Here is a 12,673-nt window from a genome sequence, read left to right as displayed (position 1 = left end):
CGTAATGTTAGTATTCAGCTGTCCTGTCCCTATCTGTTTCTCCATTTGTCCCTATCTTGTCCCTATCTAATCACCAACATAGGGACAAAAATAAAGCATTAGTATCAGTTAGTTGAATTGTGTTTTTTCCTTGTCCCTATTGTCCCTATCTATTTGACCAAACTTTATACTCATATGTACGTGTGTAGGTGTCCTATATACCCTGCATTTATATTTACATAATCTTTTATATGATTTGATAGGGACAATAGGGACAACCCAGTGTTTATCTAGTCTTCAGCTGTCCCTATCTTCATCAAACATAGGGACAACATAGGGACAACAGCAGATTATGTTTCTTTGAAGTACCGATAGACCCTTTGTTTGCCTTCTCGTACCCTTCGACGCTTCCAACCTTCTCGCATCAAAATATTGCCAACTCGGATTTCTGTTGCCCTGGTCCACAGTGATTTGTTATCCAGAGACAATCCTGTTTCCAGCACATCTGACATTGCGACTTCCTTCTTAATCTCAATGTACTTTCTGATGTCATCTTCCCAGGAGTCCACTTGGAATCGATCTTCCTGTGCTTCTACTGCAATCTCCCTTGCCTCCTGATTCATCAGCAGAGACTCACCTTGTTTGTATCGGTGCACAGCTTCAGCAATCAGTAGATCCCTGTTTGCTCTCAGCTGCTCCAGGTCGATGTCTCCACACTTGACCGGCCAGAATCTTCTGTTTCCAGTACTGTCCCGCAGATATGAAGATTCATTGGTAGATCCAGCAAACACACAGCTTCTGGGGATACTGACAACGTGCCTACCGTATGCAGGTCTGTATCGATCAGTCAGTGTAGTAATGAACCTCTTCACAGACTCCACATCACTTTTCTTCATTCCATCCAGTTCCGACAGTTCGACCAACCAGACCCCTCCAGCTAGTACTTCTGCAGACTCCTTCCCTGTGAAAGATTCCAGTTCTGTAAACCAACCATTGGACAGAATACGAATTGCCGAGGACTTACCAGACCCTTGAGGTCCCTCAAAGATCAGGCAGTGATCAAACTGTGTCCCTGGTTCATATGCTCTGGTCACTGCACCTAGCAACCAGCATCGGCCTGCCTCTCTGACATAGATATTATCCTCTGCTCTACAGTAGCTACTCAACCAATGATCCAGTCGGGGGGTCTTGTCCCATTGCAGACTAGACAACCAATCTGTCAGTTGATTACGTGGTTTTTGCTTCGAATACATATGGATAATGTCATCGACAATGTTGCGACTTAGCCTTCGCATTCCCTTAACACTTTGGAAATTCATTGTTAGGTTGATCGTCAGAGCATCACTCCATTCGACAACAGTCCCATCATCTTGTCCCATTGTGGTTAGTATCTGCCGTGTGAATGTGTCGTACCAGATTGGGAACTTCTTGATGTCAAAGAATTCATTGATGTTGTGGTGATTGGGGACGTAAACATCTTCTCCACTCTTGTTCTTCTCTATGTGGAAGTTTCCCTTGGTTGTCTCCCCTGCATCTGATTTGGTTGCAGTACTTGGGGTCTTCTCATCAGCACTGTCCTTCTCTGTTGCTTCAGTCTCTGCCTCATTGGCAGCCTTGGGTTCTTCTGCCTTATGGGACATGTCACCAGGATCCATCTCCCCCAGATCCTCAACAACAGAAGCAATGGGTGATGCATTCAGATCCAGATGGGCATTGGGATCATGGGAGACTTGGCACAAGCTGGAGAGATTCCGAACAGAATCATCAAAGGCATCATCAGCACAGTTGAGCAACTGCTGGACATGACCCTTAAAAAGCCAATACACATTTTCATGATGTTTAGGTCCTAGAGGATGCCAGCAGATGACATTCAGACCCCTCCCAGATGCACTGACAAAGACAACTAGAACAGATGGGTCTTCCTGCAGAATTTTACAATACTCTTCAACCTGCTCAATCTGCAGTTTGTCCAGATCCACATGCACCAACCCAGAATACTGAGTGAGGTGCTTATCTTCCCTGCCATTTCGGAATACTCCTGCCAGAGTTACCCCCAGCAGTTTCTTTTTATTGGTGTCATACCTTTTCTTATCCCCAGACTCTAAATACCCCCGTAGTTTGACAATCTTTCTGGCAAACTGTTGAGGTGTCCCTCTGCTGTCTTCGAAACTACCAGCACGGATGATTGCCACAAAACTGCAGAGGGTTTCATCCCACTCACTTAAGGTGTCAGTGACTCCCTCAAACTTGGTAATCTGATGTTTGCTTGCATCAAACAGGGACTTGGACTTCGTCGATGTTTCCTTCTCCTCCTGTGCTGGATGATCCGCGTCAGCGGATGTTCTCTTCTGTCCTTTCAATTTTACCCCAGACCATCCACCCTCCTTTGCCTTGGCAATCAGTTTGGCAATTCCTTTGGTGCTTGTGGGATTGAACTTGTCCCAACGTTCTCGATGTCCAGATTCCTCCACATCATCCCATTTACTGGAATTGCTAGACCAGTCCGCCCAACGTTTATATCCGGCATCTCCAAAGTGTTGCTTGGTTGCCAATCCGACATCAATCCAGACGCCTCGATCATCAGGATTCTTGATATGATTAAAGATTTCATCCCACTGTTCTTCTGTAGGTTCCTCATACTCCAGTGTTGGGGGTTGTTTGGCCTTTGGAGACTTTGGGTTAGATGTGTGAGTAGATTCTGCTGATGGGGATTCTGAAGTTTGTTTTGTGTCTGGTGACCACTTCTCGATGTCGAGAGGGACAGCATTGAAGTTGGTGATGAGCTGGGGATCGTGGGAGAAGTAACAGATGCGTCGGACATCCTTACAAGCAGGATCAATCCTTATTTCATATGTCTCTTTGAAGTACCGTTCTGCCGCAAAATATGCCTGTTTGTGTTCTGCATCATTGGTACAGATTGGAATCAGCATTCCGCATTTGACACCTCTTCCCCTGGGACTGAGAAGACTGGCCTCAATATGTGGATCCTTGCCTAATTTATCCCTCAGTCGTTTAGATTGAATTCTGGGTTTGCCTTCCCAGTCAATGTCGATCTGCAGACGTCCAGAGTGTTGACTCAGAGTATGGTTCTTTGGTGGACCTTGATTGACATCAAATGTTCCAGACCAGCAGAAACACCTAAGCCATGTCTTCTTTTCCTTCATCCATCCCTTTAGCTGATCTAGTTCCTGTTGCTCCTTAGGGATGAGTGTCGCACCTTCTGGCAGTTTATCTTTTCTGAGTTGGAGTTCGTTGATCGTGTCCTGGTGCTGGTCTACAAAATCTCGCAGTTCCTTGATTGTAGCAATGTGATCCTTTGATTCAGGTTTGCGGTTATGGTTATAGATGTCAGCAAGTGACATTTTATTTGGATTACCAAACGTAAATGGTTTACTGGATGGTTTTTTGGGATCTTCTGCCCCAATCGATACTTTGACCGATGTGGCACTTGGATGATCTGGCATGATGGTTCCTTCCTCAATGAAGGGAAACCATCAGTGGAGGTTCAGATATCTACAGGGATGCAATTGGGCACGATCGATTTTGGATAAAATGATCGTTGAGAGTGAGGCACATTTGATGTATCATATTAATTGAGTGCCAAACTGCACCATGCAGACAACTGTTTCCACAGATGGTTGTTGTTAAAGATTGCCCCGGTATTCCCTTCTAGTCGCCAAAACTTCAGGGATGCTGGGGTTTTTCGTTTGTAGTCACTGGAACTTATTTATCCTGCTGTCCAGCCTCCGCAGCATTCCTTCTGTTCAGTCTCTCCTTCAATGTTTCCTCAACCCATCTTGATACTGACCGTCTCGGTAATTCGTCCAGTTGATCCAGCAGTGATGTGGGAAGACTAAAGCATTTCGGGGTTCGTCTCTCTGTAGTCAATTCCATTTGGATTTCTCCTATGTGAATTGTGCTCACTCACGGATCTATTTTATTAATAGACCCGCATGACTTCAAGTACCATCATACGTCACGAATTAAGTGTTAGCGCATTAATGACTGTCTAACTGTTGGTAATCATTCGATTCAGACATGCCTCTCAAAATACCCAGAACCTTCACCAGTTTGATTTTGTTTTTTATCTACAAATGTATGCAAAAAAAATTTGCCCTTTGAAAGCTATCTTAAAACCTCTCAGGTCAATGCAATTCGGTAGGCAGTAGTTTGATCAGTTTCAAGTGGGTAGGCTTGCCTCAGAGAAGGGATGGATTTAGTGAACTAGGTAGGAGGGGGGTAAATTACTTTTCGCATCATGGCAGATGCAGAGTTTTCTAGTGTGGTGTGATGCGAGAGGTGGGGATGGGACTAGATCAAAGTAGTCCCAAATCTGCTCTGGTTATCAATAATGTTGCCCTTTTTGTTGCCCTTACCACCTTTTAAACCCTGCAAGCCATTGATTGTATGGTGATTAGATTCCTAACATAGCCACTGCTAGATTCGCAGCAGGCAAGAGAAAATGCTTGGAAGAGTGCAGGTGTGGTGACTGTTTGTGGGATGTTCTGTAGAAGATAAAAGAACCAGCTTACTGAGTAGTAACGCTATCGATTTTTAAGTAGATAGTCACATCTGCAGTGTAGTTGTCAGAATTGGCAGTTTTGACTACTCCTCCGGTTCCTGCACCACAAGTCGTATCAATCTCTGATTGTGAATGCTCGGGACCATATTCAGTCCAGTTGTAAACGCTGTTAGAATATGACGTCTGGTCAGCAGCGTTGTAGTGATAATGTCCAGCTGGATAATAGACGCCATTGACTGTATGTGCAGTAGCGGTTGTTCTTGACCAAGAATAACAAGACTTACCCACCTCAACAGAATAAGTAGCTCCAGTATCTGTCATCGTCCAACCCCTACTAGAAATCGTGGAATCGTTGATCTCAGTAAAAGTTCCAGCCTGTTTTTCTGCGTTAGTTATGGGGGTAGAGGAACTTGTTGCATTGTCATCTAACTCATAAGCACGCAGAGTCACTGTTGTGACAGTGGAAGCAGTAGGAGTGTCCGCCGCTGTGGTTTCTTCTTCTTCTTCTTCTAAACCTAGCAAAGCGCAGCTTGAAGTGGCAAAGAGTAATAAAAACAATATAATCAATATGGTACGCCTCATACAACCTCCCCAGGTTTGAAGTAGCAATGAATTTAATTCATTGCTGGTCCATCCCACCACTAACATTTTTAGTCAAGCTATCTAACTGAGGCTAGTGATTCTGTCCTAATTCTATGAGTTCGCTAATGTCGAATATCGAACAACTAAACTGTATCAGAGGCTGAAAATAGGGGTATTTTTTGAATTTATATATATTAAATAATTAGCTTCTCAGCCTTGACTTCATCGAGTTCATGTTGGAAAGAACCTTTTTGCTAGTTGCATGTAAACAAAACAAATAGGACGCTCCAATGAAAATTCTAGGTTCTGCTAAGATAAACAAAGGATTTGCAGCTTGGCTGGAAGCAAATAAAAAGATTAGCCCGATGATGGAGGAAGCAGGAATGAATATGATTTGGGCTGGTACAAACGCAGACGAAACAAAGATCTTTGCTCTGATGGAGGTTGATGACCCACAAGCTGCAATGGCATTCGGGAAAAGAGAAGACATCGCAAAAATACGTACGGAAGGCGGTACGGACGTCGAATCATCAGAAATTATTTCTGTGATTTCAGAAACACATAATTGGCCATGAGAAGTAGTTCCGTGATGTGACTCCCATCCCTGCAGAAATTCTTCAACGCACCCAGCCCCACCACCAGAATCTTGAGAGGGTGGGGGAGTCCCCAGTTTGATTAGTCCCACAGGCTTTGCATCACTGTCATTTGGTTCATCACCTTTTCCTCGATTTGATGTGTTTCGAGGAGCTCACTCAAGACGGGGAAAAAATCAGCACCTTCGATCCAGTGATGATGCAATCCCTCAGGATTGTCGTAGATTTCATACAAATGAAATATGGTTTTGCCAGTGGTTTCTGGATATTTTCCCTTACCCCACGCCATGTCATCATGCACATATTCAGGGCTTTCAGATATTGAATAATGTATCAATTTTAAGGGTCCATCTTGGTAACTTTTCAATTGCATCCACTCCAAATGATCCCGCAGAAACTCTCTCATTGCCTCAGCAGCAAGCTTGTTTGGGCAAACCCAAGCAATTGCTACAGATGCTTTCCCCTTAAGCGCATTTGCCATAGTTCATTCTCCTTACGCTAAATGATTTGATTTCTGTGGCGGTGTAGTTCCCCAACTGTCTACCTGACAATCACTCATAGTCTTCCCAATTCCAGTCATGCCCTTCGCTGGGGTCGTAGTCTAGTGTTTCAATTGCACTAGTATGTCTGATAATTTTTCCATCCAGATAATTCAGTACAGTGATTACTGACCAATACATTACTTCCTTATCAAGCACTTTGATGTATCGGTGAATGCTTAGACACTCAAAATTCTCATACAGTGGTTTCATCGGGCCGAATCTGCAGTCGTAGACCGGCACAAGTGCATTCTGCATATCTAGGTTTACTTCCATACCAACTCGATGATCAAAACTCTTACATTCAGGATGATATAACTTCTCAACCAATGAGAAATCTCCCTTGTAAGCAAGTCGACGTGCTTTATCGAATTCTTCTGCCTTAGTCATACATGCTCCTTATGCTGTTGTCTGTGATTTGACTTCACTCACAATAAACCCAACTGGTGCTGGCCCTGCCAGTTTCTGGCTTCTAGCATCTAAAAGTATTGATTACAAGCTGTTTGATATCTGTTAAACATTATTTTAAATAATATTTAATAGACAGCCCAATATATCTAAGTTTAGCTAATCATAATCCTTAGACTAACCCCTTAGCTTCTCAAACTTGACTTCAGAAACCCAAAGTGGAAAAGTTTCTCTACCATCTCAATGGACGAACGTTTGTAGGTATGTGCTTTCGCCAAATATAGCAAACACAATTATTGTTGGGTGAGGAATATAATGAAAAAAGTTATTATCATGTTGCTTGGGTTAGTCTTACTTGGATCACCGGTAATAGCTCAGAGAATTCCAGTCGAAGGTTGGTATAAAATGATCTCTGCTGAGTACGGTAAAAGCTGGAAGGATTCAGGAAAAAGAACACACTTTCACACCATTAAACGCTTTGGAGAAGTTTCAATTTTTGGAGAAGGTTTTGGTTTCAAAGGAAAGAGTGAAAGTGAATTTGGTTTAACGATTTTGGACGATAATTTGAGTGGGAGTATTGTTGCCAGATTCAATTGGATTTCTGAAAAAAATCCTCTGTCTGGATTTGCAGGACATTCACGCTGCGAGATTACTGCGGGTTCGACAGTTTGTGTAATGTGGTTCGATGGTTACGGAGAATTTGAAGGAAAAATTCTTGAACTAAGCCTCAACGAAAAGGAGCAAATTGATAAAGAAGATGCATCGGGGTTTGATTTGTACATGCTCGAAGGACTTGTAATGAATGAGCCAAAGGGAGAATGATCTGATTCGAAGAACAATCTTGCAATCTCTCTCTAAAACTTTTTGCCAAGAGCAAAGACTCCTTGATGCGACTTTCCTCTCCTGCACAAATTCTTCAACACCAAAGGAACCAAACTTTCACTTGAGAAAGGTCAGTTAGAATCTTTTGATCATTTCTCCAACCTGTCTTGCCATTTAGAAAAGCCAAATATTAGTATTATCATTCAGTAGGTTAATTTTTTCTTAATTGACTTACGCGGCAATGATGCCATTTCCACTATTAATGGATACTTATTATGTCTAAGCTAATCACAATTGTTCTAATTCTGCTTTTTCCAATTTCATTAGCACTTGCTGGAGGTCATTCCAGCAAGGCTGTGGTCACGAAAGATTCATCTACATTTATGATGATGATGCGAGTGCCAGATAACAAAGTGGGGGAGGTGGAGAAACTATTTCAGAGCCATGAGAAATGGATGCGAGCCACCCATCAGGGACCAAAGGAGCCAAATCCAATTGTGTATGTCGTGACCAAGGCTCCTGAATTCAAAAATAATGATCCAAGTCAGGGCACAACAGGTTTCACATATTTAGGAGTTTTCGAAGCTTATCGTGATGCTTCAGGCTTTCAGGCCCATATGGCTTCTGCACAAACGTGGGATGATTTCCCAAAATTGAATGAGTTTGTTGGAGCTTATGCTGTTGGAGGTATTTTAGCTGGTAGCGTAATTGGAACTATGGCCGATTGATTGTAGGCCCAGATGAGACTTTAATTCTCTGAGATACTTAGGGATTAAGAAATACTGAGCCACCCCAATGCACAAATTCTTCAACGCCAAGTAAATCCGAGCCTCAAAAGAGGCTGGGGTTTCTTTACCCAATCACTCATAGTCCTCCCAGTTCCAGTCTTGGCCTTCGCTGGGGTCGTAGTCTAGTTCTTCAGCAGATGTTTCATGTCGAATGATTTTTCCATCTATATAATTAATGCCAGAAACCAATGACTAAACAAAATTACCTTTAGTACTTTCATTTCTGAGATAGCGTTGTATGCATCAAAATTCTTCATTTTCATAAATAACCCGAAATGGACCAAAAGTTGTGTTTTCATATGCTGTCATCAATGCACTCTGCATATCTAAATTGACTTCCAATCCAACTCTATGATCGAAGTGTTTACAATCAGGGTGATACAGTTTCTCAACCAGCGAAAAATCACCCTTATAAGCAAGTCGACGTGCTTTATCGAATTCTTCAGTTTTTGTCACTCTCTCCTCATACCGTTTTTCGTGCTTTAATTTCTACGATGGTAAAGCTCACCAACCGATTTTCATCTGATTCTAGCCAAGTCATCCCCCATTCCTCCTCCCCAAGTAGCAACCCTTGAATTATAATCTAACCATCATAATTTAATTACATAACAACTCTGGAGGATTTATGGACAATTATACCAATATCGATCTGAAAAAACTTTTAGCAAGTGCTGCTTTGGAAGATGAAAACCTTGCAGAAGAGCTTAGTAATGAAGGAGTAGATAAATTTGCTTTTCAAAAGATTGAATGGAAAGCGGATGAGGAAGTCGGTGGATTTGAGAGAGAATTAGTCGGAATTTATGTATAAACGAGCCTTTCATCACCGGCACTGTGCAACTCAAATAACCGGATCATTTCCTCATCTTTGGGAGAGAAAATGAAATTAAAAGAAGTAGCCAAGCGTTGTAAAATATGTTGGTGCGTTCTATCAGAACCACTTAAAGGTTCTAGGTGCGCTTCATGTGATAAACTCAAGTTCTTTAACACAGCATCAGAGGCACTGGCATTTCCAAAAGTGATGGTGTAGGACCTCCAACCTAATTACTCGTAATCTTCCCAGTTCCAGTCCTGACCTTCGCTGGGGTCGCAATCCAGTTCTCTACCATCAGTTTTCTGAGTAATTATCTTCCCTTCTTTGTACGTTGCATAAGTAGTAGCGCAGCGGAATATCTCATAATCTTTGAATCGGCTGTAAACTCTGATCGTCAGATTCTCCTCACTTTCAGACACGACTTCATAGGCACCAAGAACAATGGAATCACTGAGTGTTGAAACCACAGCTTTATCGTCATTCAGATTGGATTTGATACCTGTCGTGTGATCGATAGTTGAATATTCTGGATGATAAAGTTTATCAACCTGTGAGAAATCTCCTTTAAATCCAAGTCGCCAAGCTTGCTCATATGTTTCCCCTTTAGTCATTCGCTCCTCTCATTCTAATGTTCGTGATCCGATATTACTATTGGTGCAAGCCTACCAATTGCTTTTTGATCATTCGTAGTCTTCCCAGTTCCAGTCAAAGTATTCACTAGGATCAAAATCTAAAGGATTCGTAGATGTCTTCTGCTCTATTATCTTTCCATTCTTGTAGTGCACAGCGGTGATGCGGGCAGCATAATCTGGTTCAGAACCAGTGATTTCAGTGTAATTACGCTTCACAAAGCATTCGACACACAAAAAGTCTTCGCTTTCATAGATAGTTTGGAAATGCCCAATGGTCATAACGGCATTGAGTGTGGAAGTGATGACCTTGTCGTCTTCTAAATTTGCCTTGATGCCAGTTCTGTAATCAAAAGATTTGTAATCAGGATGATAAATTTGATCCACGAGAGAATAATCGCCCCTGTAACCCAGTCGCCAAGCTGCTATGTATGCCTCTGCTTTAGTCATTCTCTCACCTTATGATGTTCTTGATTTGATTTTCACGATGGAAAAGCCCACCAACTCTGCATGGTGGTCACTCATAATCTTCCCAGTTCCAGTTCTGCTCTTCGCTGGGATCCTGATCCAATGGTTCTCTAACACTTTCTTGTGTTAGAATTAGTCCATCCTTGTACTTAATCATAAAAATGATTGCGTAATAAATTGGATCAGAGTTTTTATTCCCTTTGACGTATCTATGCAGACACAAAAAATCATCACTCTCATAAACAATGCGAAACAGGCCCAAAATGTAGTCTTCACTGTATGTTGACAGCACTAGCTTCTCGTCTTCCAAATTCACTGTGATACCAGTGGTTGGATCCTGTGCTGAGTAATCAGGATGATAAATTTCATCAAACAAAGAGAAGTCATTGTTTTTAAATATAAGTTTCACAGCCCTGTCAAAAGCATCAGCTTTGGTCATCCTCGCCCCTCATAATTTTTAAGCCATGTGCACAGATCACTCGTAGTCTTCCCAGTTCCAGTCTTGACCTTCACTTAGTCCCAAAGACTTTGCATAACTTTTAGTTGATTAGAAAAGTTAACTTCAATTTTAAATGTGTCTATTAACTCAGATAGCACGGGAAGAAAGTCTGCAATTTCAATAAAATGATGGTGAACTCTGTCTTCAGTTTCATACATGTGATATAAATGAAAAATTGTTCTACCAGTTTTTTTGGATACTTTCCTTCAAGCCAAATTGCAGTACCACTTTCATATTCTGGCCCCTCTGAAAAAAGTAATGAATCAATCTCAATGGTCCTTCCCTGTAGCACTTAGCCGCCATAAATTCCTTGTGGCTGCTAAGATAATCTCTCATCGCTTCTGCAGCGTTTTCATCAGGAGCAATGTATGACGGTACTAATTCTTTTTCCAACTAATGCATCAGCCATTGGTTTGTTCTCCTTATAATAACCGTGATTTGATTTTACTGATGGTGTAGCCCATCAACTGCTTGCCCGTCCTTTCTCTTCTCCCCCAGTTATCCTCTGAAGTGGCCATCACTATTGATATACTACAGTTGTGGGTTCAGTCAATTTGTCGAATCAACAAACAGCAGGAGGCGATATGGAAACGTTCAACGAAGATCGAAAGTGTTTTCTTTGGGTAGTTAGTGTCGTTGTCTTGTCGATCTCTCTGGTCGTATTGGAGAGATTTCTTCCGGTTGCACCATTGTAATTCAGCAACATCAAAAGTCAGAATCCAGTTCGGGACAAGCCATTCTTTATATATGATTCCATTCAGAGCATGGTTGTTGGATTTGGTGTGGTCTTCCCCTACTTTGTGGGCTTGGTGACCTATTTAGTTCTCAGGGCTTATGCCGAACATCTGAAGAGAAAAGAATTGGCAAAGGGACAAGTGGAGGCTGAGATACCCACTTCCTGAAAAAACAGTGCGGTGTGTAACTGTGCTGCCAAGAGTTACTGTCAATTGACGGGCAGTTGAGTAAAGAAAAGGGGGGCTACTGGCAGTTGATATAAGTTGATGCGACCTTCAGGTTATGAGCCTTAAGCTCTCGATAATTGAAAAATTCTAAATATTGATCACCAAATACAAAAAAATTTATTCGATATCTAATAATTGGATTTATCCACTCATGAAAAAATGAGGCACAATGACCCTAGTTTTTGTGCAAATTTGTGCCAATAACAGCTTCAAATCACTTGAACCCACTTGAATCACCATTGACAAAGACACAGATTTATTGCAGGTAGAGTGTTGTATTTTCAAGTGGTTTTATGTGCTTATTCCTGATGGATGCAACTTCTAATCAGTAGGTTCCAGGTTCAAGTCCTGGTGGGTGCGCCGGCAAAATCAGTTAATTAGCTTTCTTCTAGCGTGTTTTGGCCCTACCTAAATCAACGGTAGGCACAAATTAGGCGCACTAAAAATCAAATTTATGTGGAGATAAATACGAAGAGATATTTTGAGCTTCCCGCTAAGTCTGGTGCTCCTGGACTTGAAACGCTTCAAAACAGCTAGCCTCCCTCCTCTCACGCGCCTATAGCTCCTCAACTGGATAGAGCAACTGATGGCTGATCAGTTAATTTATTCCTATAATTCCCAGATTTTTTGGGAATTTACCTAGGGCCTGTCATCAAATAAACATTTGATCGTTTGAGGCACATCGTTCTCTTTGGGGGAAAAGCCCTTTTCCCTTTCCCTATTCAAGAGAAGTCCAATGACTACCAGAGGCTATGCTCTCTGTGATGATCAGTGGCAACGGATCAAACATCTGCTCCCCGGCAGAGTTGGTACAGTCGGGGTTACTGCCAAAGATAATCACCTCTTTGTCAAGGCAGTGCTCTACCGTTATCGGGTCGGTATCCCCCGGCGTGACCTGCCCGAACGCTTTGGCGGCTTTCGGGTGATTCACACTCGTCACATGCGCTGGGGCAAGCAGGGTGTCTGGCAATGGGTCTGTGAAGTGCTCGCTGCCGAGGCAGACAAAGAGTATGCCCAGATTGACAGCACGATTGTGCGGGCCCATCAACACAGTGCTGGCGCAAAAAAAGC

The 12,673-nt window shown here is 42.4% G+C and carries 15 protein-coding genes; 6 read left to right on the top strand and 9 right to left on the bottom strand.

The window, feature by feature from the left end:
• Window positions 1-329: 329 nt before the first annotated feature.
• The 3 genes from P8O70_15250 to P8O70_15240 all read right to left on the bottom strand — a co-directional run bounded on the left by P8O70_15250 (window position 330) and on the right by P8O70_15240 (window position 5,083).
• Entirely contained in the window at window positions 330-3,443 is a 3,114-nt protein-coding gene (locus P8O70_15250) for a VapE family protein (protein ID MDG2198203.1), read from the bottom strand.
• A 259-nt stretch (window positions 3,444-3,702) separates the two neighbouring features.
• The gene (locus P8O70_15245) at window positions 3,703-3,873 is read right to left on the bottom strand and encodes a hypothetical protein (GenBank protein MDG2198202.1); all 171 of its coding nucleotides are present in this window, start codon (window positions 3,871-3,873) and stop codon (window positions 3,703-3,705) included.
• Window positions 3,874-4,507: 634 nt separating this feature from the next.
• Window positions 4,508-5,083, bottom strand: coding sequence for a hypothetical protein (locus P8O70_15240; GenBank protein MDG2198201.1), 576 nt, complete (start codon window positions 5,081-5,083; stop codon window positions 4,508-4,510).
• Window positions 5,084-5,373: 290 nt separating this feature from the next.
• Between P8O70_15240 and P8O70_15235 the strand changes: the two genes are divergently transcribed.
• A complete protein-coding gene (locus tag P8O70_15235; protein MDG2198200.1) occupies window positions 5,374-5,658 on the top strand; it encodes a hypothetical protein in 285 nt (94 codons plus the stop codon).
• A 100-nt stretch (window positions 5,659-5,758) separates the two neighbouring features.
• Here P8O70_15235 and P8O70_15230 read toward each other — a convergent pair whose 3' ends face one another.
• On the bottom strand, window positions 5,759-6,157 hold the full coding sequence (locus tag P8O70_15230) for a hypothetical protein (GenBank protein MDG2198199.1): 399 nt from the start codon (window positions 6,155-6,157) through the stop codon (window positions 5,759-5,761).
• Window positions 6,158-6,227: 70 nt separating this feature from the next.
• Entirely contained in the window at window positions 6,228-6,605 is a 378-nt protein-coding gene (locus P8O70_15225; protein ID MDG2198198.1) for a hypothetical protein, read from the bottom strand.
• A 333-nt stretch (window positions 6,606-6,938) separates the two neighbouring features.
• Between P8O70_15225 and P8O70_15220 the strand changes: the two genes are divergently transcribed.
• Window positions 6,939-7,445 (top strand): hypothetical protein, encoded by a 507-nt coding sequence (locus P8O70_15220; protein MDG2198197.1) that lies wholly within the window; start codon window positions 6,939-6,941, stop codon window positions 7,443-7,445.
• Window positions 7,446-7,720: 275 nt separating this feature from the next.
• Window positions 7,721-8,173: a hypothetical protein gene (locus P8O70_15215; protein MDG2198196.1), complete on the top strand. Its 453-nt coding sequence runs from the start codon at window positions 7,721-7,723 to the stop codon at window positions 8,171-8,173.
• A gap of 303 nt (window positions 8,174-8,476) precedes the next feature.
• On the opposite strand, the gene P8O70_15210 is transcribed toward P8O70_15215, so the two are convergent.
• Window positions 8,477-8,689, bottom strand: a complete 213-nt coding sequence (locus P8O70_15210) for a hypothetical protein (GenBank protein MDG2198195.1) — start codon at window positions 8,687-8,689, stop codon at window positions 8,477-8,479.
• Between the two features lie 169 nt (window positions 8,690-8,858).
• Between P8O70_15210 and P8O70_15205 the strand changes: the two genes are divergently transcribed.
• On the top strand, window positions 8,859-9,041 hold the full coding sequence (locus tag P8O70_15205) for a hypothetical protein (protein MDG2198194.1): 183 nt from the start codon (window positions 8,859-8,861) through the stop codon (window positions 9,039-9,041).
• 233 nt (window positions 9,042-9,274) lie between these two features.
• Here P8O70_15205 and P8O70_15200 read toward each other — a convergent pair whose 3' ends face one another.
• The 3 genes from P8O70_15200 to P8O70_15190 all read right to left on the bottom strand — a co-directional run bounded on the left by P8O70_15200 (window position 9,275) and on the right by P8O70_15190 (window position 10,580).
• Entirely contained in the window at window positions 9,275-9,655 is a 381-nt protein-coding gene (locus tag P8O70_15200) for a hypothetical protein (GenBank protein ID MDG2198193.1), read from the bottom strand.
• A gap of 69 nt (window positions 9,656-9,724) precedes the next feature.
• A complete protein-coding gene (locus tag P8O70_15195) occupies window positions 9,725-10,123 on the bottom strand; it encodes a hypothetical protein (GenBank protein ID MDG2198192.1) in 399 nt (132 codons plus the stop codon).
• A gap of 67 nt (window positions 10,124-10,190) precedes the next feature.
• Window positions 10,191-10,580, bottom strand: a complete 390-nt coding sequence (locus tag P8O70_15190; protein MDG2198191.1) for a hypothetical protein — start codon at window positions 10,578-10,580, stop codon at window positions 10,191-10,193.
• Window positions 10,581-11,404: 824 nt separating this feature from the next.
• Here P8O70_15190 and P8O70_15185 point away from each other — a divergent pair.
• Both P8O70_15185 and P8O70_15180 read left to right on the top strand, forming a co-directional pair.
• Entirely contained in the window at window positions 11,405-11,542 is a 138-nt protein-coding gene (locus tag P8O70_15185; protein MDG2198190.1) for a hypothetical protein, read from the top strand.
• Window positions 11,543-12,338: 796 nt separating this feature from the next.
• The coding region (locus P8O70_15180; protein MDG2198189.1) for a transposase at window positions 12,339-12,673 on the top strand (335 nt) is incomplete at its 3' end.

The organism is SAR324 cluster bacterium, assembly GCA_029245725.1.
Classification (GTDB): Bacteria; SAR324; SAR324; order SAR324; family NAC60-12; genus JCVI-SCAAA005.
Note: the sequence above shows the minus strand (reverse complement) of the source record. Positions and strands in the feature narration are given on the sequence as shown.

What these genes read in the sequence shown, in the direction of transcription:
- P8O70_15200 (MDG2198193.1), bottom strand. Translation starts at nt 9,655, where the DNA reads ATGACTAAAGGGGAAACATATGAGCAAGCTTGGCGACTTGGATTTAAA.
- P8O70_15250 (MDG2198203.1), bottom strand. Translation starts at nt 3,443, where the DNA reads ATGCCAGATCATCCAAGTGCCACATCGGTCAAAGTATCGATTGGGGCA.
- P8O70_15235 (MDG2198200.1), top strand. Translation starts at nt 5,374, where the DNA reads ATGAAAATTCTAGGTTCTGCTAAGATAAACAAAGGATTTGCAGCTTGG.
- P8O70_15215 (MDG2198196.1), top strand. Translation starts at nt 7,721, where the DNA reads ATGTCTAAGCTAATCACAATTGTTCTAATTCTGCTTTTTCCAATTTCA.
- P8O70_15190 (MDG2198191.1), bottom strand. Translation starts at nt 10,580, where the DNA reads ATGACCAAAGCTGATGCTTTTGACAGGGCTGTGAAACTTATATTTAAA.
- P8O70_15225 (MDG2198198.1), bottom strand. Translation starts at nt 6,605, where the DNA reads ATGACTAAGGCAGAAGAATTCGATAAAGCACGTCGACTTGCTTACAAG.
- P8O70_15220 (MDG2198197.1), top strand. Translation starts at nt 6,939, where the DNA reads ATGAAAAAAGTTATTATCATGTTGCTTGGGTTAGTCTTACTTGGATCA.
- P8O70_15205 (MDG2198194.1), top strand. Translation starts at nt 8,859, where the DNA reads ATGGACAATTATACCAATATCGATCTGAAAAAACTTTTAGCAAGTGCT.
- P8O70_15245 (MDG2198202.1), bottom strand. Translation starts at nt 3,873, where the DNA reads ATGGAATTGACTACAGAGAGACGAACCCCGAAATGCTTTAGTCTTCCC.
- P8O70_15195 (MDG2198192.1), bottom strand. Translation starts at nt 10,123, where the DNA reads ATGACTAAAGCAGAGGCATACATAGCAGCTTGGCGACTGGGTTACAGG.
- P8O70_15230 (MDG2198199.1), bottom strand. Translation starts at nt 6,157, where the DNA reads ATGGCAAATGCGCTTAAGGGGAAAGCATCTGTAGCAATTGCTTGGGTT.
- P8O70_15185 (MDG2198190.1), top strand. Translation starts at nt 11,405, where the DNA reads ATGGTTGTTGGATTTGGTGTGGTCTTCCCCTACTTTGTGGGCTTGGTG.
- P8O70_15240 (MDG2198201.1), bottom strand. Translation starts at nt 5,083, where the DNA reads ATGAGGCGTACCATATTGATTATATTGTTTTTATTACTCTTTGCCACT.